We start from the raw sequence: 18,147 nt of genomic DNA, 5'->3' as shown, positions 1-18,147 counted from the left end.
ACCATGGCGGAGTTCCGCCGTCAGCCGGAGTGGCAGCAGGACGCCAACCGGCACAGCACGCTGAGAGACCCCGTGCTGACCGTGAAGCCCATCTCGCGCTTCGACTACACCGCCCGGCGTCAGATGACCGCGATCGACCACGCGCTCGTCTTCGTCACCGCCAAGGGCTCGTACGACGTCTACATCCCGCCGCACCGGCCGAGCCGTTCGGACGCGGCGACCCGCCGCTACACCTCGGTGTACGAGGTGGACATGGGCAGCCACCCGGTGCAGCTGGACCTGGAACTGCCCAGCGACGACGACGCGTTCTCGTTCGGCGCCACGGCTGATCTGACCTGGCGGGTGGCGGATCCGATCGCGTACGTGGCGAGCGGTGAGCGCGATGTGCCCACGCGGCTGACCCGTGAACTCCACCAGTTCGCACGGCCGGTCAGCCGCCGCTTCCCCATCGAGGACAGCCCGTCCGCCGAGCGCGCGGTCCAACAGGCCGTCGAGACAGGCGGTTTCGCGGCAGGCATCGGCCTTGCCGTGACGTGCGTCGTACGCCTTCGCCTGGACGACGAGGCGATCGCGCACCGCAAGCGGCAGCGGAGTCTGCGCTACGAGTCCGAAATGCTCGACCCCGAGCACGAGTTCCGGCTGCGTCAGGCCCGGCAGCAGCACGAGCTGGAGTTCCTGCGCCAGCAGCAGAACCATCAGCTGATCACCGAGAAGATCAACTTCTACCAGTACCACCTCCAGCACGGCGGCGTCGGCGCCTGGGCCCTGCACCTCGCCCAGCACCCCGAGGACACCCAGCTGGTCGTCGGCTCCATCCAGAGGGACCAACTGTCCATCATCAAGACCCAGTTGGAACTGATCGCCGGGGACACCCTGGAGGACTTCCAGAAAGCCGAGTCCGCCCGCTCGACCCTGCGCGCCGTCAACGACCTGATCCAGCAGCAGTCATCGCCCGCGCCGGACGGCGGCCAGGCGGCGCTGCCCCCGGGGGCGACGCCCGGACAGCCGTACGTACCGCCGCAGCCGCCGTATCCGGGCCAGCCGTCCCAGCCCGGCCAGTCGCCACAGCCCGGCGCACAGCCGTACGCGCCTCAGCCTCCGTACGCCGGTCAGGCCCCGTACGCCGAGCAGCCCCCGTACTCCGGTCAGGCCCCGTACGCCGGTCAGGCCGCGCCGCCTCCCGCCCCTCCGCAGCAGCCGTACAGCCCGGCACCGCAGGACCGGCCACCGGCGCCGCCGTACGCCCAGCAGCAGCCGCCAGGCGCCCCGTACGGCCCGCCGCAGCCGCCCAGCACCCCCTACGCACCGCCACCGCCGTACGCCGCCGCGGGCCCCGCCCCCGTCGTGCCCCCGGCTCCCGGCACGGGCGAGCCCGCCGCCTCCGACGTACCGCCGCAGGGCTCCCCCAAAACGGGGTCCGCGTGACCACCCCCGGCACCCTGCCCGCGACCGGTGGCGCCCGCACCGCCGAGCGGCTGCTCACCGAGTTGCGCGGCGAGATCGCCCGGGCCGACAGCAAGGCGTCCGTGCTGGTGGCGGCGCTCGGGATGACGGCGGGAGTGTTCAGCGGGCTGCTGGCCGGGCGGAACTGGACGCCGAGGGAGCTGACCTGGGCCGGGACCGCCCTGTGGTGGGCCGGGGCCGCCGCCCTGGCGCTCTCGCTGTTCGCGCTGCTCCTCGCCGTACTCCCCCGCTACCGCCGCGGCTCCTGGGCGCCCGGCCAGCCGCTGTGCTACTTCGGCGACATCCAACAGGCCGTACAAGAAGGCCAGTTGGCCGCCGCGCTCGCCGACACCGACCGCGACCCCGCCGCCGGACTCACGGCGGCGCTCACCGAGACCAGCCGTATCGCCGCCCGCAAGCACCAGTGGATCCGCACCGGCCTGATCGCCTTCTGCGCCGGCACGGCCCTGCTGCCCACCGCCCTGCTCATCGGCTGACGTCCCCAGACAGGAAGACCCGAAGGAGTCCCATGCCCCAGCCACCAGAACCGGCGTCCCCGGAGCCTCAGTACCCAGGCACGGCCACCCCGCCGCCCGAGTACCCGGGCGCCTCCGCTCCCCCGCCCCCATACCCGGGGGCGGACACTCCCCCACCCCAGTACCCCGGCGCCTCCGCTTCCCCGCCCCAGTACCCCGGCGCCTCCGCTTCCCCGCCCCAGTACCCGGGAGCCGGCACTCCCCCGCCCTCATACCCGGGAGCCGCGACCCCGCCGCAATATCCCGGCGCCGCGACCCCGCCCCCGTACCCAGGTGCCCCGGCCGCTCCCCCGCCCTACCCGCAGGCCACCCCCGCGCCGCCGCAGTACCCAGCGGCCTCACCCGCGTACCCCGGCGCGCCCCCGCAGCACCCGCAGCACCCGGGAGCCGCGGCTCCGTACCCCGGCCCCGGCCCGCAGTACCCCGCCCAGCAGTACCCCGCCCAGCCCCCGCAGCCGGCCCCCTTCGTGCCGCGGCCGGCCGTCGCGCCCGACGACCTCGACTACCGCCACGAGGGCTCCCGCGTCCACGTGGCGGCTCATCAGCGGGGTGCCGACGCCACGGCGATAGGGCAGCTGGCGACGCAGATCCCGGGTTTCCTGGTGAGCTTCGCCGTGGTCGCGGCGGTCGCGGTGCCGCTGTTCGGCTCGGTGGTGGGATGGCTGGTCGTGCTGGCCTGGCTGGCTTCCGGGGCCCTCGTCTTCCACCGGCCCACCGAGCTGCTGTTCGCCCGGCGCGTGGTCAAGCTGCGGGCGCCGCTGGCGGAGGAGCGGGCGCGCCTGGAGCCGATCTGGCGCGAGGTCACCGCCCGCGCGGGCATCGAGGCGGACACCTACGAACTGATGGTGGAGAACAGCGACGACCTCAACGCGTCCGCGGTCGCCGGCCATGTCGTCAGCGTCACCACCTACTCGCTGAACCGGATCCCGAGCAGCAACCTCGCCGCCGTGCTCGCCCATGAACTCGGTCACCACACCGGCGGTCACGCCTGGGCCGGGCTGCTCGGCTACTGGTACTCGCTGCCCGGCCGGATCGCCTGGGCCCTGACCCGGGGGCTCGCCCGGATCGCGCTCGCCGTCGCCAGTGTCTTCTCGCTGGCCGCGACCGGGATCCTGGTCCTCTTCATGGGGATGTTCGTGGTCGCGGGGTTCATCGTCGCCTGGTACATCACCATCCCCCTCGTCATCGCGCCCTACCTGCTCGCCTACGCCGGCCGCCTCGGCGAGCTGCGCGCCGACCAGCAGGCCGCGGCGCTCGGTTTCGCGACCGAGATGGCCCAGGTCCTGCACCACTTCCAGGCCGAGGAGGACGCGGCGAAGGCGTACGCCGCCGCGCAGGGCAAGAAGCTCAAGGAGCCGGGCGGACTGGCCAAGCTCCTGACCAGCCACCCGGACAACTACACCCGGCTGCGCGCCCTGGAGCCGTACCTGCAACTGCCGCGCTGAGGCCCGCGAACGCCGAAGGGCGGCCACCCCGGCTGGGGTGACCGCCCTTCGTACTACCTACTGCCTACCGCTCACTGGTTGTACGGACCGTAGTCGTAGTCCTCCAGCGGGACGGCCTGGCCGGAGCCCGTGCCGAACGGCGAGTAGTCGATGTCGTCGTAGCCGACGGCCGAGTACATCGCGGCCTTGGCTTCCTCGGTCGGCTCGACCCGGATGTTGCGGTAGCGGGACAGACCCGTACCGGCCGGGATGAGCTTACCGATGATGACGTTCTCCTTGAGGCCGATCAGGGAGTCGGACTTGGCGTTGATCGCCGCGTCCGTCAGAACCCTGGTCGTCTCCTGGAAGGACGCCGCCGACAGCCACGACTCGGTCGCCAGCGAGGCCTTGGTGATACCCATCAGCTGCGGACGGCCGGAGGCCGGGTGGCCGCCTTCCTGGACCACACGACGGTTCTCGGTCTCGAACTTCGAACGCTCGACCAGCTCGCCGGGCAGCAGCTCCGCGTCGCCCGACTCGATGATCGTCACACGGCGCAGCATCTGCCGGATGATGATCTCGATGTGCTTGTCGTGGATCGACACACCCTGCGAGTTGTAGACCTTCTGGACTTCGCCGACCAGGTGGACCTGGACCGCGCGCTGACCGAGGATCCGCAGCACGTCGTGCGGGTTGGTCGCACCGAAGGTGAGCTTCTGGCCCACCTCGACGTGGTCGCCCTCGTGCACCATGACCTTGGCACGCTTCGAGATCGGGAACGCCGTCTCGTCGCTGCCGTCGTCCGGGGTGACGACGATCTTCTTGGTCTTCTCGGTCTCCTCGATACGGACGCGGCCGGCCGCCTCCGAGATCGGGGCGACACCCTTGGGCGTACGAGCCTCGAAGAGCTCGACGACACGGGGCAGACCCTGGGTGATGTCGTCACCGGCCACACCACCGGTGTGGAAGGTACGCATCGTCAGCTGCGTGCCGGGCTCACCGATGGACTGGGCGGCGATGATGCCGACCGCCTCACCGATGTCGACCAGCTTGCCGGTGGCCAGCGAACGGCCGTAGCACATGGCGCAGGTGCCGACGGCGGACTCGCAGGTCAGGACCGAGCGGGTCTTGACCTCCTCGATGCCGTGCTTGACGAGCTCGTCGATGAGGACGTCGCCGAGGTCGGTGTTGGCCGGGGCCAGCACCTTGCCGTCGACGGTGATGTCCTCGGCCAGCGCACGTGCGTACACGCTGGTCTCGACGTTCTCCGCCTTGCGCAGGACACCGTCCGCGCCGCGCTCCGCGATGTGCAGCTTGAGGCCACGGTCGGTGCCGCAGTCCTCCTCGCGGATGATGACGTCCTGGGAGACGTCGACCAGACGACGGGTGAGGTAACCCGAGTCGGCGGTACGGAGGGCCGTGTCCGCCAGACCCTTACGAGCACCGTGCGTCGAGATGAAGTACTCCAGCACCGACAGGCCCTCACGGAAGGAGGCCTTGATCGGACGCGGGATCGTCTCGTTCTTGGCGTTCGACACCAGACCACGCATACCGGCGATCTGACGCATCTGCATCATGTTTCCTCGGGCACCCGAGTCAACCATCATGAAGATGGGGTTCGTCTTCGGGAAGTTCGCGTTCATCGCCTCGGCAACCTCGTTGGTCGCCTTGGTCCAGATCGCGATGAGCTCCTGCGTGCGCTCGTCCTTGGTGATCAGACCGCGCTCGTACTGCTTCTGGACCTTCTCGTCCTGCGCCTCGTAGCCCTTGACGATCTCCTTCTTCGCGTCGGGGACGACGATGTCGGAGATGGCCACGGTGACGCCGGAGCGGGTGCCCCAGTAGAAGCCCGCCGCCTTCAGGTTGTCGAGCGTCGCCGCCACGATGACCTTGGGGTAGCGCTCGGCCAGGTCGTTGACGATCTCGCCGAGCTGCTTCTTGCCCACCGAGTAGTCGACGAACGGGTAGTCCTCGGGCAGCAGCTCGTTGAAGAGCGCACGGCCCAGCGTCGTACGGAGGCGGAAGGTGTCACCCTGCTGCCACTCCGGCTCGCCCTCTTCGCGGGCCGGCGGGGTCCAGCCGCGCGGCGGGATGGTACCCACCGGGAAGCGGATGTCGACGGCCGACTGGAGCGCGAGCTCCCCGGCGTCGAACGCCATCGTCGCCTCGGCGGTGGAGCCGAACGCACGGCCCTCGCCCTTGACGTCGCGGAGTTCGCCGTCGGTGGTGAGGAAGAACAGACCAAGAACCATGTCCTGGGTCGGCATGGTGACGGGGCGACCGTCAGCCGGCTTCAGGATGTTGTTCGAGGACAGCATCAGGATGCGGGCCTCGGCCTGCGCCTCCGCGGAGAGCGGCAGGTGCACGGCCATCTGGTCACCGTCGAAGTCCGCGTTGAACGCGGTGCAGACGAGCGGGTGGATCTGGATGGCCTTGCCCTCGACCAGCTGCGGCTCGAAGGCCTGGATGCCGAGGCGGTGCAGCGTGGGCGCACGGTTCAGCAGAACCGGGTGCTCGGCGATGACCTCTTCGAGGACGTCGTAGACGACCGTGCGGCCGCGCTCGACCATCCGCTTGGCGCTCTTGATGTTCTGCGCGTGGTTCAGGTCGACCAGGCGCTTCATCACGAACGGCTTGAAGAGCTCCAGCGCCATGGCCTTGGGCAGACCACACTGGTGCAGCTTCAGCTGCGGACCGACGACGATCACGGAACGCGCGGAGTAGTCCACACGCTTGCCGAGCAGGTTCTGACGGAATCGACCCTGCTTGCCCTTGAGCATGTCGGACAGCGACTTCAGCGGACGGTTGCCGGGGCCCGTGACCGGGCGACCACGACGGCCGTTGTCGAAGAGCGCGTCGACGGCCTCCTGAAGCATGCGCTTCTCGTTGTTCACGATGATCTCGGGGGCACCGAGGTCAAGGAGTCGCTTGAGGCGGTTGTTGCGGTTGATCACACGGCGGTACAGGTCGTTCAGGTCGGAGGTCGCGAAGCGGCCACCGTCCAGCTGCACCATCGGGCGAAGGTCCGGCGGGATGACCGGGACGCAGTCGAGGACCATGCCCTTGGGGCTGTTGGAGGTCTGCAGGAAGGCAGACACGACCTTCAGCCGCTTCAGCGCACGGGTCTTCTTCTGGCCCTTGCCGGTACGGATGATCTCGCGGAGGCGCTCGGCCTCCTCGTCCAGGTCGAAGGACTCCAGGCGCTTCTGCAGCGCCGCGGCACCCATCGAACCGTCGAAGTACGTGCCGAAGCGGTCACGCAGCTCGCGGTAGAGGAGCTCGTCGCCCTCCAGGTCCTGGACCTTGAGGTTCTTGAAGCGGGTCCACACCTCGTCGAGACGGTCGATCTCGCGCTGCGCACGGTCACGCAGCTGCTTCATCTCACGCTCGGCACCTTCGCGCACCTTGCGGCGTACGTCGGCCTTGGCGCCCTCGGCCTCAAGCTCGGCCAGGTCGGTCTCGAGCTTCTTGGCGCGGGCTTCGAGGTCGGAGTCGCGACGGTTCTCGATCTGCTGACGCTCGACGGAGACGTGCGCCTCCAGCGAGGGCAGGTCACGGGTGCGGCGCTCGTCGTCGACGTACGTGATCATGTACGCCGCGAAGTAGATGACCTTCTCGAGGTCCTTCGGGGCGAGGTCGAGCAGGTAGCCCAGCCGCGACGGAACGCCCTTGAAGTACCAGATGTGGGTGACAGGAGCGGCCAGCTCAATGTGGCCCATCCGCTCACGACGCACCTTGGCGCGAGTGACCTCGACGCCACAGCGCTCACAGATGATGCCCTTGAAGCGGACGCGCTTGTACTTGCCGCAGTAGCACTCCCAGTCCCGGGTCGGACCGAAGATCTTCTCGCAGAAGAGTCCGTCCTTCTCGGGCTTGAGGGTGCGGTAGTTGATGGTCTCGGGCTTCTTGACCTCGCCGTGGCTCCACTGACGGATGTCGTCAGCGGTGGCCAGACCGATCCGGAGCTCATCGAAGAAGTTGACGTCGAGCACTATGCGTCAATCCCTCTCAGGGTTGTAAGTCTTAGGGGTCTGATACGGGGGTCCTGGGGCCGCCGGGCCTTCGTCACCTTTTCCACAGGTGTTCGAAGGCCCGTCGGACTCCCGTCAGACCTCTTCGACGCTGCTCGGCTCGCGCCGGGACAGGTCGATGCCGAGCTCCTCCGCCGCGCGGAAGACGTCCTCGTCGGTGTCACGCATTTCGATGGACATACCGTCGCTGGACAGCACCTCCACGTTGAGGCAGAGAGACTGCATCTCCTTGATGAGCACCTTGAAGGACTCGGGGATGCCGGGCTCGGGGATGTTCTCGCCCTTGACGATGGCCTCGTAGACCTTCACGCGGCCGGTGACGTCGTCGGACTTGATGGTCAGCAGCTCCTGGAGGGCGTACGCGGCGCCATAAGCCTCCAGCGCCCACACCTCCATCTCACCGAAGCGCTGGCCACCGAACTGGGCCTTACCACCCAGCGGCTGCTGGGTGATCATCGAGTACGGACCGGTCGACCGGGCGTGCAGCTTGTCGTCGACCAGGTGGTGGAGCTTGAGGATGTACATGTAGCCGACCGAGACCGGCTCCGGGAACGGCTCGCCGGAGCGGCCGTCGAACAGCGGCGCCTTGCCGGTCGGGAGGACCATGCGCGAGCCGTCGCGGTTCGGGATGGTGTGCTGCAGCAGACCCGCGAGCTCGTCCTCACGCGCACCGTCGAAGACGGGGGTGGCGACGTTGGTGCCCGGGGCGACCTGGTCGGCCTCGATGGCCTGCAGGCGCTGCGCCCAGTCGTCGGCGAGACCGGAGACGTCCCAGCCGCGGCTGGCGAGCCAGCCGAGGTGGATCTCCAGAACCTGTCCCGGGTTCATTCGGGACGGGACACCGAGCGGGTTGAGGATGATGTCGACCGGAGTTCCGTCCTCGAGGAACGGCATGTCCTCGATAGGAAGGATCTTCGAAATAACACCCTTGTTGCCGTGGCGGCCGGCGAGCTTGTCACCGTCCGTGATCTTGCGCTTCTGCGCCACGTAGACACGAACCAGCTGGTTCACGCCCGGCGGCAGCTCGTCGCCCTCTTCACGGTCGAAGACGCGGACGCCGATGACCTTGCCGATCTCGCCGTGCGGCACCTTCAGCGAGGTGTCACGGACCTCACGGGCCTTCTCACCGAAGATCGCACGGAGCAGGCGCTCCTCCGGGGTCAGCTCGGTCTCACCCTTGGGCGTGACCTTGCCGACCAGGATGTCGCCGGCGACGACCTCGGCACCGATGCGGATGATGCCGCGCTCGTCGAGGTCGGCGAGGACCTCCTCGGAGACGTTCGGGATGTCCCGGGTGATCTCCTCGGGGCCGAGCTTGGTGTCACGGGCGTCGACCTCGTGCTCCTCGATGTGGATCGAGGAGAGGACGTCGTCCTGCACGAGGCGCTGCGACAGGATGATCGCGTCCTCGTAGTTGTGACCCTCCCACGGCATGAACGCCACGAGCAGGTTCTTGCCGAGCGCCATCTCGCCGTTCTCGGTCGCCGGACCGTCGGCCAGAACCTGGCCGGCGACGATCCGGGCGCCCTCGTCCACGACAACCTTCTGGTTGACGGAGGTGCCCTGGTTCGAGCGGGAGAACTTGTGCAGGCGGTACGTGGTGTACGTGCCGTCGTCGTTGGCGGTGGTGACGTAGTCCGCGGAGACCTCCTGGACCACACCGTCCTTCTCCGACTTGAGTACGTCGCCGGCGTCGACGGCGCAGCGGTACTCCATGCCGGTGCCGACGAGCGGCGCCTCGGACTTAATCAGCGGCACGGCCTGACGCATCATGTTCGCGCCCATGAGGGCACGGTTGGCGTCGTCGTGCTCGAGGAACGGGATCATGGCGGTCGCGACCGACACCATCTGGCGCGGGGAGACGTCCATGTAGTCGACGTCGTCACCGGGGACGTAGTCGACCTCTCCGCCACGACGGCGGACCAGGACGCGGGACTCCTCGAAGCGGAGCTCGTCCGTCAGCGGCGCGTTGGCCTGCGCGATGACGAATCGGTCCTCTTCGTCGGCCGTCAGGTAGTCGACCTCGTCGGTGACGACACCACCGGTGACCTTGCGGTACGGGGTCTCGACGAAACCGAACGCGTTGACCCGGCCGTAGGAGGCGAGCGAGCCGATCAGACCGATGTTCGGGCCTTCAGGGGTCTCGATCGGGCACATGCGGCCGTAGTGCGACGGGTGCACGTCACGGACCTCGAAGCCGGCCCGCTCACGGGAGAGACCACCCGGGCCAAGAGCCGACAGACGGCGCTTGTGGGTGAGACCCGACAGCGGGTTGTTCTGGTCCATGAACTGCGACAGCTGGCTGGTGCCGAAGAACTCCTTGATGGAGGCGACGACCGGCCGGATGTTGATCAGGGTCTGCGGCGTGATCGCCTCGACGTCCTGAGTCGTCATGCGCTCACGGACGACGCGCTCCATACGAGCCAGACCCGTGCGGACCTGGTTCTGGATGAGCTCGCCGACGTTGCGCAGACGACGGTTGCCGAAGTGGTCGATGTCGTCGGTCTCGACGACGATCGAGGCGCCGTTGTCACCAACGGTCTCGGTCTCACCGGCGTGCAGCTTCACCAGGTACTTGATCGACGAGATGATGTCCTCGACGGTCAGGATCCCGGCGTCCAGCGGCGCTTCGCTGCCGAGCTTCTTGTTCACCTTGTAGCGGCCGACCTTCGCGAGGTCGTAGCGCTTGGGGTTGAAGTAGAGGTTCTCGAGCAGCGTCTGCGCGGCCTCACGCGTCGGGGGCTCGCCCGGACGCAGCTTGCGGTAGATGTCGAGCAGCGCGTCGTCCTGGCCCTGGGTGTGGTCCTTCTCCAGGGTGGCGCGCATGGACTCGTACTCGCCGAACTCCTCGAGGATCTGCTCGGTCGTCCAGCCGAGAGCCTTGAGCAGGACGGTGACGGACTGCTTGCGCTTGCGGTCGATGCGGACACCGACCATGTCGCGCTTGTCGATCTCCATCTCCAGCCAGGCACCCCGGGACGGGATGACCTTCGTGGAGAAGATGTCCTTGTCGGACGTCTTGTCGATGGAGGAGTCGAAGTAGACGCCCGGCGAGCGGACGAGCTGCGACACCACGACACGCTCGGTGCCGTTGATGACGAAGGTGCCCTTGTTGGTCATGAGCGGGAAGTCGCCCATGAAGACCGTCTGGGACTTGATCTCGCCGGTCTCGTTGTTGGTGAACTCAGCCGTGACGAAGAGCGGGGCCGCGTACGTGAAGTCGCGGTCCTTGCACTCGTCGATGGAGTTCTTGGGAGGCTCGAAGCGGTGGTCGCGGAAAGTGAGCGACATCGACCCGGAGAAGTCCTCGATCGGAGAGATCTCCTCGAAGATCTCCTCCAGACCGGACTTCGTGGGGACGTCCTGTCCACTGTCCAGAGCCGCCTCGACACGAGCCTTCCACGCGTCGTTGCCGAGCAGCCAGTCGAAGCTCTCGGTTTGCAGCGCAAGAAGGTTCGGAACCTCGAGGGGCTCCTTGATCTTTGCAAAGGAGATGCGCAGCGGGGCGGTGCTGGCGCCGTTGTTCGTATTCGCGGTCGAGGCAGTGCGCGAGGCGGCCAAGAGGGGGTCCTTCCGAGGGCTCGGACTCACTACGCGCGTACCGGCCCCCCACTGGGACACAGAGACAGGCCGTTCCTGATTCAGCCGGATAAGGCCAGGTCAGGGATGATCAAGTCATCGGTGCTCAAGCGAGGGCATGCCCCTGGTGACGGGCAGGAGGCAGCTAACAGGCAGCGCAAAGGGTCAGTGTAGCCACAAGGCCCACTGATGTCCAGTCCCGGTTTTTTGAGACCCTCGTTGTTCTCAACACCTGCGGCAAGCCACGCCCTCAATGCACATCGATACTGCCCTCTTCGCCGTCGATCCATGCCTCGGATCCGGATCGTTGTGACGACGCGTCCTGAGAATTGCGCGCTGCGTGCGGTTCGTCAAGGCCCCCCATGCCCTGAGCAAGTGCTGCGATCGTCACGTGCCGCCCGTCTTGCAACCCGTCCTGTAGCCCGTCACGGGGTGGCTGGAGGCACAACGAAGATCACCATACTCGTCGCGACCGACAGCGCAAGGCAGCCGCTACGGGGACCCCTGGAACGCCGAAGAGCGACCACCCAGATGGGTGATCGCTCTTCAGTGCGTCAGCGTTACAGCGCTACTTGAGCGGCTGCGTCAGCTCGTCGCAGGAGTCCTGGCGGACTCGTCGGGTCACTTGACCTCGACGGAGGCGCCGGCGCCCTTGAGGGACTCGGCAGCCTTCTCAGCGGCCTCCTTGGCGACCTTCTCGAGGACCGGCTTCGGAGCGCCGTCGACGAGGTCCTTGGCCTCCTTCAGACCCAGCGAGGTCAGCTCACGCACGACCTTGATGACCTGGATCTTCTTCTCGCCGGCACCCGTGAGGATGACGTCGAACTCGTCCTGCTCCTCAGCGGCCTCGGCGGGCGCACCGGCGACGGCGGGACCGGCAACGGCGACCGCGGCGGCGGCGGTGACGTCGAACTTCTCCTCGAAGGCCTTCACGAACTCGGCGAGCTCGATGAGGGTGAGGTTCTCGAACTGCTCGAGCAGCTCTTCCTGGGACAGCTTCGCCATGATGGCGTCCTTCCACTAATTCGGCAGGTGCCGGATGTACTGGTGAGGCGGGCGTACGTTCGGCCCGCTACGACCGTCGCCTCAGGCGGCGGCGGTCAATGCGCGAGCCGAATTACTCGGCACCGCCCTGCTCGGCCTGCTTGGCACGAAGCGCCTCCGCGGTGCGGACGAACTTCGAGGGGAGCGCCTGGAAGAGCGAGGCAGCCTGGGACTGCTTGCCCTTGAACGCACCAGCCAGCTTGCTGAGCAGAACCTCGCGGGACTCAAGGTCCGCAAGCTTCTTGATCTCGTCGGCGGACAGCGCCTTGCCGTCAAGGACACCGCCCTTGATGACGAGGTTCGGGTTGTCCTTGGCGAAGTCACGAAGACCCTTCGCCGACGTCACCGGGTCACCGGTGATGAAGGCGACCGCCGTCGGACCGTTGAACAGGTCGTCGAGCGTAGAGATCCCGGCCTCGTTGGCCGCAATCTTGGTCAGCGTGTTCTTCACCACGGCGTACTGGGCGTCTTCACCGAGCGAACGACGCAGCGTCTTGAGCTGCGCCACGGTGAGACCCCGGTACTCGGTCAGCACGGCGGCGTTCGAGCTGCGGAACGCATCCGCGAGCTCGGCTACCGCGGCAGCCTTGTCGGGCCTTGCCATAGAGCGTCGGCCTCCTTCCGGGTGATGAGGACCGCTCAGAAGGGGCTGACAAAACGAAACGCCCCGGCGCAGGCGCACGGGGCGTAGCTCGACCGGTACGTCCGCAAGCTGGGCTTACGAACTCCGGGAGCACATCCACAGTCACCTACGCGGGTCGTCCGCAGTTTCAGCGGATCCTTCGGTCACCCCGCCCTCTTACGAGCGCAAGGCAACGACCAGCGGTCTTTGGCTTCGGGAGGAGAGTACGTGAAGGCGTCGACGTCAGGCAAATCCGGTCGTACGAGGCCATGGTTCCGGTCGCACGACGTCGTGGTTCCGGTCTTACGTCGTCGTGGTTCCGGGCGTACGACGTTGTGGTTCCGGTCGGCTCAGCCCTTCTGGGCGTCCTTCATGGCCTTGGCGAGGTCGACCGTGTCCTTGGCGGCCGGGGCCTTGATGGTCACCGGCTTGTTGTAGTCGAGGAAGGTCATGGTGACGTCGAACGGGCCCTTGTCGGCGGCGGCGCGCACCCGGAATTGCTTGGTGTGGTCGTCCGGACCGATCCACAGGTCCATCGTGAGCTTGTCGGCGCCCATCTCTTCGTACTGCTTGAGGTTCTTCTCGCGCCGCTCCCGCACCGCCTTGTCCTTGGTCTTCAGGTCCGCGCGGATGGCGTCGAGGGTCACGGTCCCCTTGTAGTGGGTGGTCCGGACGCCGTCGACCTTCTCGGTGCCGACCTTCTTCACGTCCTTGGAGCCGGCCAGGAAGCCGGCCTCCTGGGCCGGATTCTTGCCGGTCTCGTCCCGCCACTTGGTGGTGTCGAACGTCATCCCGCCGGACGTGCGGCTGTGCCCGGACAGGTCGAACTTCATCCAGTGCTTGCCGTCCGTCCCCCCGACGGGTTCGGCGCCTCCGCCCATGTACAGCACCCCGTCGACCAGCCGCATCTCGACGCTCTTCCCCTTGTCGGGCCCGTCCAGCGCGGCCGTCCTCAGGCTCATGACCGGCGGTTTCAGGCTCAGCGCCCCCTCGCCCCCGACCCGGCCCTCCTCCGGGACGCGGCCCGACATGCGGTAGTGGAGGGAGGTGATGTCATCCGCGTTCTTCGCCGCCCTGGCGACGGCCGCCGCGGGCGACATCTTGGGCGACTCCCCCGCGCCGCTCTTCGTACAAGCGACGCCGCCCCCGCCGAGGACCAGGACGGCGAGCGTCGCGCCCGCCGCTCGGCGCCGCACGGCCGCATCCACGGAAAACCCCATGATTCCCCCCAGGAAACAAATGGTCGATTCACAGACAGTCGGCCGTGAGCGTAACCCAGGGGGTTCAGGCGGTCTTCTGAGTTTTGTGGGGTTCAGGAGGTTTGATCCGGAGGTGCGATCAGGAGGTGGTGCCGCCCGTGCTCTGCGCCTTCAGCAGGTCCTTGAAGTCGGCGGTGTCGCTCGCCGGGGGTTCCGTGGCGGAGACCTTCACGCCGTAGTCGCTGTAGTACGCCGTGGAGGACATCGTGCCGCTGGACAGCTCGCCCTTCTCGACCTTCTTGACCAGCAGGTCGTCGCCGTTGACCCAGATGTCGACCTTCTCGGTGCTGACGCCGGCCGCCGTGAGCTGCTTCTTCAGGTCGGCCAGCTGGCTCGCGCTGAGGTTGGAGCTCTTGGTCGCCAGGTCCGCGACGTTCACCGTGCCCGAGTAGTGCGTGGTCTGCTCGCCGCGCACCCTGTCCTCGCCGACCTTCTTGACGTCGCCGGAGGCCAGCAGGAGCTTCACCGACTGGTTCGGCGTGGTGTTCTGCATCTGGTCCTTGAGGTACGCACCCGAGCTGCCGCCGAGCTTGGCCAGATCGTCGTACCCGTACCTGATCCAGTGCTTGCCGCCGGTCTGCTCGGCGAACTTGTCGCTCATCTTCGCGAAGTAGGCGTCCGGCAGATAGCGGGCCTGCATGGACGTGCTGCCCGTCTGACGCATCGTGTCGGCCATCGTGCCGCCGGTGTACGTGATCGTCATGGTTCCGGTCAGACCGTCGGCCCAGCCCATGGTGCCGTTCGCCGTCATGGACATCATCGTGCCCATGGTGGTCGAGGACTCGACCTTGGCGGAGTCGGCGCCGTCAGTGGACTTCTCGGCGGAGCGCAGGGCGGCTATGGGGCTGACGTGCGTCGTGCCCTTGTGCACCGCCTTGTCGTCCTTGCCGGAGCTCCCCGAGCCGCCGGAGGAACCACAGGCGGCCACCCCCGCCAGAGCGGTCGTCAGCGCGATCGAAAGGGTCACGCGGCGCACGGTCGTGCTCTTCATTGGTCCCCACCCCTATGCGAATCCTGTGCTCTGCACGCTAGCGCAGCGCACTGACACCCGTATCCGGAATATCGTCCCGGGGTTCGCCCCGGGAACGTCTCCGGAAAAGGAGACGGGCCCCGCACCTCGAAAGGTTGCGGGGCCCGTGTCAAGAACGCGTACGCGACGCGGTCACCGGGGTGAGCGGGAGGCTCAGACGGCGGCCGGGTCCTCCTCGACGAGGAGGTTGCGGGTGCGGTTCGAGTCGAGCTGAATGCCGGGGCCGATCGTGGTGCTGATCGTGGCCTTCTTGATGTAGCGACCCTTGGCGGCCGACGGCTTCAGACGAAGGATCTCGTCCAGCGCGGCGCCGTAGTTCTCCACCAGCTTGGTCTCGTCGAACGAGGTCTTGCCGATGATGAAGTGCAGGTTCGAGTGCTTGTCGACGCGGAACTCGATCTTGCCGCCCTTGATCTCGGTCACAGCCTTGGCGGTGTCCGGGGTCACGGTGCCGGTCTTCGGGTTCGGCATCAGGCCACGGGGACCGAGCACGCGGCCCAGGCGGCCGACCTTGCCCATGAGGTCCGGGGTGGCGACGACGGCGTCGAAGTCCAGACGGCCCTTCGCGACCTCGTCGATGAGCTCGTCGGAGCCGACGATGTCGGCACCCGCGGCGAGTGCGGCCTCGGCACGGTCACCGGTCGCGAAGACCAGGACCCGGGCGGTCTTACCGGTGCCGTGCGGGAGGTTCACGGTGCCACGGACCATCTGGTCGGCCTTGCGCGGGTCGACACCCAGGCGGAAGGCGACCTCGACGGTGCCGTCGAACTTCGAGGTGGAGGTCTCCTTGGCGAGACGGACGGCCTCGAGCGGGGCGTAAAGCTTCTCCCGGTCGATCTTGGCGTCCGCAGCGCGGAGAGACTTGCTGCGCTTGCTCACTGCTGCTCCTGATGTGTTCTGAGGAGTCGTGGTGCGGACCGAGCAGGCCCTGCCACGTGCGGCCGAGGCCGCATGGTTCCTACGAAGGTGGGTGTCAGCCCTCGACCGTGATGCCCATGGAACGGGCGGTGCCGGCGATGATCTTCGACGCGGCGTCCAGGTCGTTGGCGTTGAGGTCGGGCATCTTGGTGGTGGCGATCTCGCGGACCTGCGCCTCGGTGATCTTGGCGACCTTGGTCTTGTGCGGCTCGCCGGAGCCCTTCTCGACACCCGCGGCCTTGAGGATCATCTTGGCGGCCGGCGGAGTCTTGGTGACGAAGGTGAAGGAGCGGTCTTCGTAGACCGTGATCTCCACCGGGATCACCCAGCCACGCTGCGACTCGGTCGCGGCGTTGTAGGCCTTGCAGAACTCCATGATGTTGACGCCGTGCTGGCCGAGCGCGGGGCCGACCGGCGGGGCCGGGTTCGCCGCACCGGCGTTGATCTGGAGCTTGATAAGCCCCGTGACCTTCTTCTTCTTGGGAGGCATTCCGGGTCCTCTTTCGTTTTCGCCTTCCTACGTCCGAGTCGCCCCGGACGGCTGCCTTCAACCGAGGTGATGATCCGGATGGAGGCATACCGCACAACGATAACGGGTATCTGTGCGCGGCTAAAAACCGAGCAGGTCAGACCGGCTGTGACAGCCCGTCTGACCTGTTCGGAAGACGTACGTCCAGAAGGAGCTAGTTCTTCTGGATCTGGTCGAAGGAGAGCTCGACCGGGGTCTCGCGGCCGAAGATCTCGACGAGGCCCTTGACCTTCTTCGAGTCGGCGTTGATCTCGTTGATCGTGGCCTGCAGCGTGGCGAACGGGCCGTCCGTGACGGTGACCGAGTCGCCGACCTCGAAGTCCAGCACCTGGACCTCGAGCTTGCGCTGCGGGACGGGCTTGCCCTCGGCCTCGGCGGCCTCGCGGGCGGCCTTCTCCTCGGCCTCCGGGGCGAGCATCTTGACGATCTCGTCCAGGGTCAGCGGGTACGGGTCGTAGGCGTTGCCCACGAAGCCGGTGACGCCGGGGGTGTTGCGGACGACGCCCCAGGACTCGTTCGTCAGGTCCATGCGGACCAGGACGTAGCCCGGGAGCTTGTTCTGCTTGATCGTCTTGCGCTCGCCGTTCTTGATCTGCGCGACTTCTTCCTGCGGCACCTCGGCCTGGAAGATGAAGTCCTCGACGTTCAGCGAGACGGCGCGCTGCTCGAGGTTGGTCTTCACGCGGTTCTCGTAACCGGCGTACGTGTGGATGACGTACCACTCGCCGGGGAGCGTGCGCAGCTCCTCGCGCAGGGCGGTGACGGGGTCGACGGGCTCGGCCTCTTCTTCGGCCTCTTCCTCGTCGGCGTCCTCGGCGTCGACGGCGAGGTCCTCCTCGGAGACGTCCTCGTCCTCGACGTCCTCACCGGACTCGTCCTCGACGTGCAGGGCCGCTTCCTCGGCGGGCTCGCCGGCGGCAGCGTCGGCAGCCTCGACCTCGTCGTCCTCGACGTCCGCGCCCTCGACGATGTCGAGTTCGTCGTCTACGGACTCGACCGACTCGATGGCGTCGTTCAGGTTCGGGTCAGACACGGTGGCTGCTTCTTCCTGGATACATGGGGGTGGAACACGCGAAAGGGGCGCCGGTGACGGCGCCCTTCGCTCTCGGCTCAGCCGAAGACGTACTTGGCGGCGTGGTTGAGCCCATAGTCAATCACGGTCACCAGGCCGATCATGATGACGACGAACACAATCACCACTGTGGTGTACGTCGTCAGCTGATTGCGAGTCGGCCAGACGACCTTGCGGAGTTCCGCGACGATCTGGCGGTAGAAGGTGGCGAGGCGCTTCAGCGGGCCCTTCTTGGCACGCTTGCCGCCCTTGCGAGCCTTCTTCTGGGACTCGGGCGCCTCGGCATCAGGCATGTCGATGGAGCCCACGGCGTCCGTCACTCGTCCTCACCTGATTCCGGGTCGTGGCCGTGCCGCGCCCGGTTGAGCCGCACGGCGGTGCATTGCAGTACGTACATGCGCACACATCCTGGCGAAGGAGTGTGTAGCAGGGCCGGAGGGACTTGAACCCCCAACCGCTGGTTTTGGAGACCAGTGCTCTACCAATTGAGCTACGACCCTTTGATTTCCCCCAACGTACCGCATCCGCCCGAGTGCTCGGTGTGCACCAGGTGAGTGCGGCCCGTGAAGGCCAACGAGGTGAGAGTGTACGTGGTCCGGAGCCGGTCGTCGAACAGAAAGTGTCCGTACGGGCATTGTCCGCCGAAGATCGACTGGTGAG

The 18,147-nt window shown here is 67.3% G+C and carries 14 protein-coding genes and 1 tRNA gene; 3 read left to right on the top strand and 12 right to left on the bottom strand.

The features are described 5' to 3' along the window. Positions 1-3 precede the first annotated feature (3 nt). Both AB5J50_RS30050 and AB5J50_RS30045 read left to right on the top strand, forming a co-directional pair. On the top strand, positions 4-1,425 hold the full coding sequence (locus AB5J50_RS30050; RefSeq protein WP_369261310.1) for a PE-PGRS family protein: 1,422 nt from the start codon (positions 4-6) through the stop codon (positions 1,423-1,425). Continuing rightward, positions 1,422-1,940: a Pycsar system effector family protein gene (locus AB5J50_RS30045; RefSeq protein WP_369261309.1), complete on the top strand. Its 519-nt coding sequence runs from the start codon at positions 1,422-1,424 to the stop codon at positions 1,938-1,940. Before AB5J50_RS30050 ends, AB5J50_RS30045 begins: the two co-directional genes overlap by 4 nt. A gap of 377 nt (positions 1,941-2,317) precedes the next feature. Here AB5J50_RS30045 and AB5J50_RS30040 read toward each other — a convergent pair whose 3' ends face one another. Continuing rightward, positions 2,318-2,491 carry a hypothetical protein gene (locus tag AB5J50_RS30040; RefSeq protein WP_369261308.1) on the bottom strand — a complete coding sequence of 58 codons (174 nt, stop codon included), beginning with the start codon at positions 2,489-2,491 and terminating at the stop codon, positions 2,318-2,320. Positions 2,492-2,509: 18 nt separating this feature from the next. Here AB5J50_RS30040 and AB5J50_RS30035 point away from each other — a divergent pair, with 18 nt between their 5' ends. Further along, the gene (locus AB5J50_RS30035) at positions 2,510-3,424 is read left to right on the top strand and encodes a M48 family metalloprotease (protein ID WP_369261307.1); all 915 of its coding nucleotides are present in this window, start codon (positions 2,510-2,512) and stop codon (positions 3,422-3,424) included. A gap of 71 nt (positions 3,425-3,495) precedes the next feature. Here the strand turns inward: AB5J50_RS30035 and AB5J50_RS30030 are convergent, their stop codons facing one another. The 11 genes from AB5J50_RS30030 to AB5J50_RS29980 form a co-directional block, all read right to left on the bottom strand. Continuing rightward, a complete protein-coding gene (locus tag AB5J50_RS30030) occupies positions 3,496-7,395 on the bottom strand; it encodes a DNA-directed RNA polymerase subunit beta' (RefSeq protein ID WP_369261306.1) in 3,900 nt (1,299 codons plus the stop codon). A 114-nt stretch (positions 7,396-7,509) separates the two neighbouring features. Next, the gene (rpoB, locus tag AB5J50_RS30025) at positions 7,510-10,995 is read right to left on the bottom strand and encodes a DNA-directed RNA polymerase subunit beta (RefSeq protein WP_369261305.1); all 3,486 of its coding nucleotides are present in this window, start codon (positions 10,993-10,995) and stop codon (positions 7,510-7,512) included. Between the two features lie 639 nt (positions 10,996-11,634). Continuing rightward, positions 11,635-12,018: a 50S ribosomal protein L7/L12 gene (gene rplL / locus AB5J50_RS30020; RefSeq protein WP_361676750.1), complete on the bottom strand. Its 384-nt coding sequence runs from the start codon at positions 12,016-12,018 to the stop codon at positions 11,635-11,637. A gap of 112 nt (positions 12,019-12,130) precedes the next feature. Then, complete coding sequence (gene rplJ, locus AB5J50_RS30015) at positions 12,131-12,661, bottom strand: 50S ribosomal protein L10 (protein ID WP_327430965.1); 531 nt, start codon at positions 12,659-12,661, stop codon at positions 12,131-12,133. Between the two features lie 368 nt (positions 12,662-13,029). Beyond that, positions 13,030-13,899: a DUF1396 domain-containing protein gene (locus AB5J50_RS30010; RefSeq protein ID WP_369261304.1), complete on the bottom strand. Its 870-nt coding sequence runs from the start codon at positions 13,897-13,899 to the stop codon at positions 13,030-13,032. A 118-nt stretch (positions 13,900-14,017) separates the two neighbouring features. Next, positions 14,018-14,929: a hypothetical protein gene (locus AB5J50_RS30005; protein ID WP_369261303.1), complete on the bottom strand. Its 912-nt coding sequence runs from the start codon at positions 14,927-14,929 to the stop codon at positions 14,018-14,020. Between the two features lie 192 nt (positions 14,930-15,121). Then, positions 15,122-15,847, bottom strand: a complete 726-nt coding sequence (gene rplA, locus AB5J50_RS30000) for a 50S ribosomal protein L1 (protein WP_330306688.1) — start codon at positions 15,845-15,847, stop codon at positions 15,122-15,124. A gap of 94 nt (positions 15,848-15,941) precedes the next feature. Continuing rightward, entirely contained in the window at positions 15,942-16,376 is a 435-nt protein-coding gene (gene rplK, locus AB5J50_RS29995; RefSeq protein ID WP_018543896.1) for a 50S ribosomal protein L11, read from the bottom strand. Between the two features lie 193 nt (positions 16,377-16,569). Next, positions 16,570-17,448 (bottom strand): transcription termination/antitermination protein NusG, encoded by an 879-nt coding sequence (nusG, locus tag AB5J50_RS29990; RefSeq protein ID WP_327430960.1) that lies wholly within the window; start codon positions 17,446-17,448, stop codon positions 16,570-16,572. 77 nt (positions 17,449-17,525) lie between these two features. Further along, positions 17,526-17,807: a preprotein translocase subunit SecE gene (gene secE / locus AB5J50_RS29985; protein ID WP_067367170.1), complete on the bottom strand. Its 282-nt coding sequence runs from the start codon at positions 17,805-17,807 to the stop codon at positions 17,526-17,528. Positions 17,808-17,914: 107 nt separating this feature from the next. Then, a tRNA-Trp gene (locus tag AB5J50_RS29980) sits at positions 17,915-17,987 on the bottom strand. Between the last annotated feature and the right edge of the window lie 160 nt (positions 17,988-18,147).

Origin of the sequence: Streptomyces sp. R35, assembly GCF_041053035.1 — a bacterium.
GTDB lineage: Bacteria > Actinomycetota > Actinomycetes > Streptomycetales > Streptomycetaceae > Streptomyces > Streptomyces lutosisoli.
Note: the sequence above shows the minus strand (reverse complement) of the source record. Positions and strands in the feature narration are given on the sequence as shown.

Bases quoted from the DNA above. Each gene is read 5' to 3' on its own strand.
- AB5J50_RS30050 (WP_369261310.1), top strand. From the start codon at position 4: ATGGCGGAGTTCCGCCGTCAGCCGGAGTGGCAGCAGGACGCCAACCGG.
- rplL (WP_361676750.1), bottom strand. From the start codon at position 12,018: ATGGCGAAGCTGTCCCAGGAAGAGCTGCTCGAGCAGTTCGAGAACCTC.
- rplJ (WP_327430965.1), bottom strand. From the start codon at position 12,661: ATGGCAAGGCCCGACAAGGCTGCCGCGGTAGCCGAGCTCGCGGATGCG.
- AB5J50_RS30010 (WP_369261304.1), bottom strand. From the start codon at position 13,899: ATGGGGTTTTCCGTGGATGCGGCCGTGCGGCGCCGAGCGGCGGGCGCG.
- AB5J50_RS30005 (WP_369261303.1), bottom strand. From the start codon at position 14,929: ATGAAGAGCACGACCGTGCGCCGCGTGACCCTTTCGATCGCGCTGACG.
- rplK (WP_018543896.1), bottom strand. From the start codon at position 16,376: ATGCCTCCCAAGAAGAAGAAGGTCACGGGGCTTATCAAGCTCCAGATC.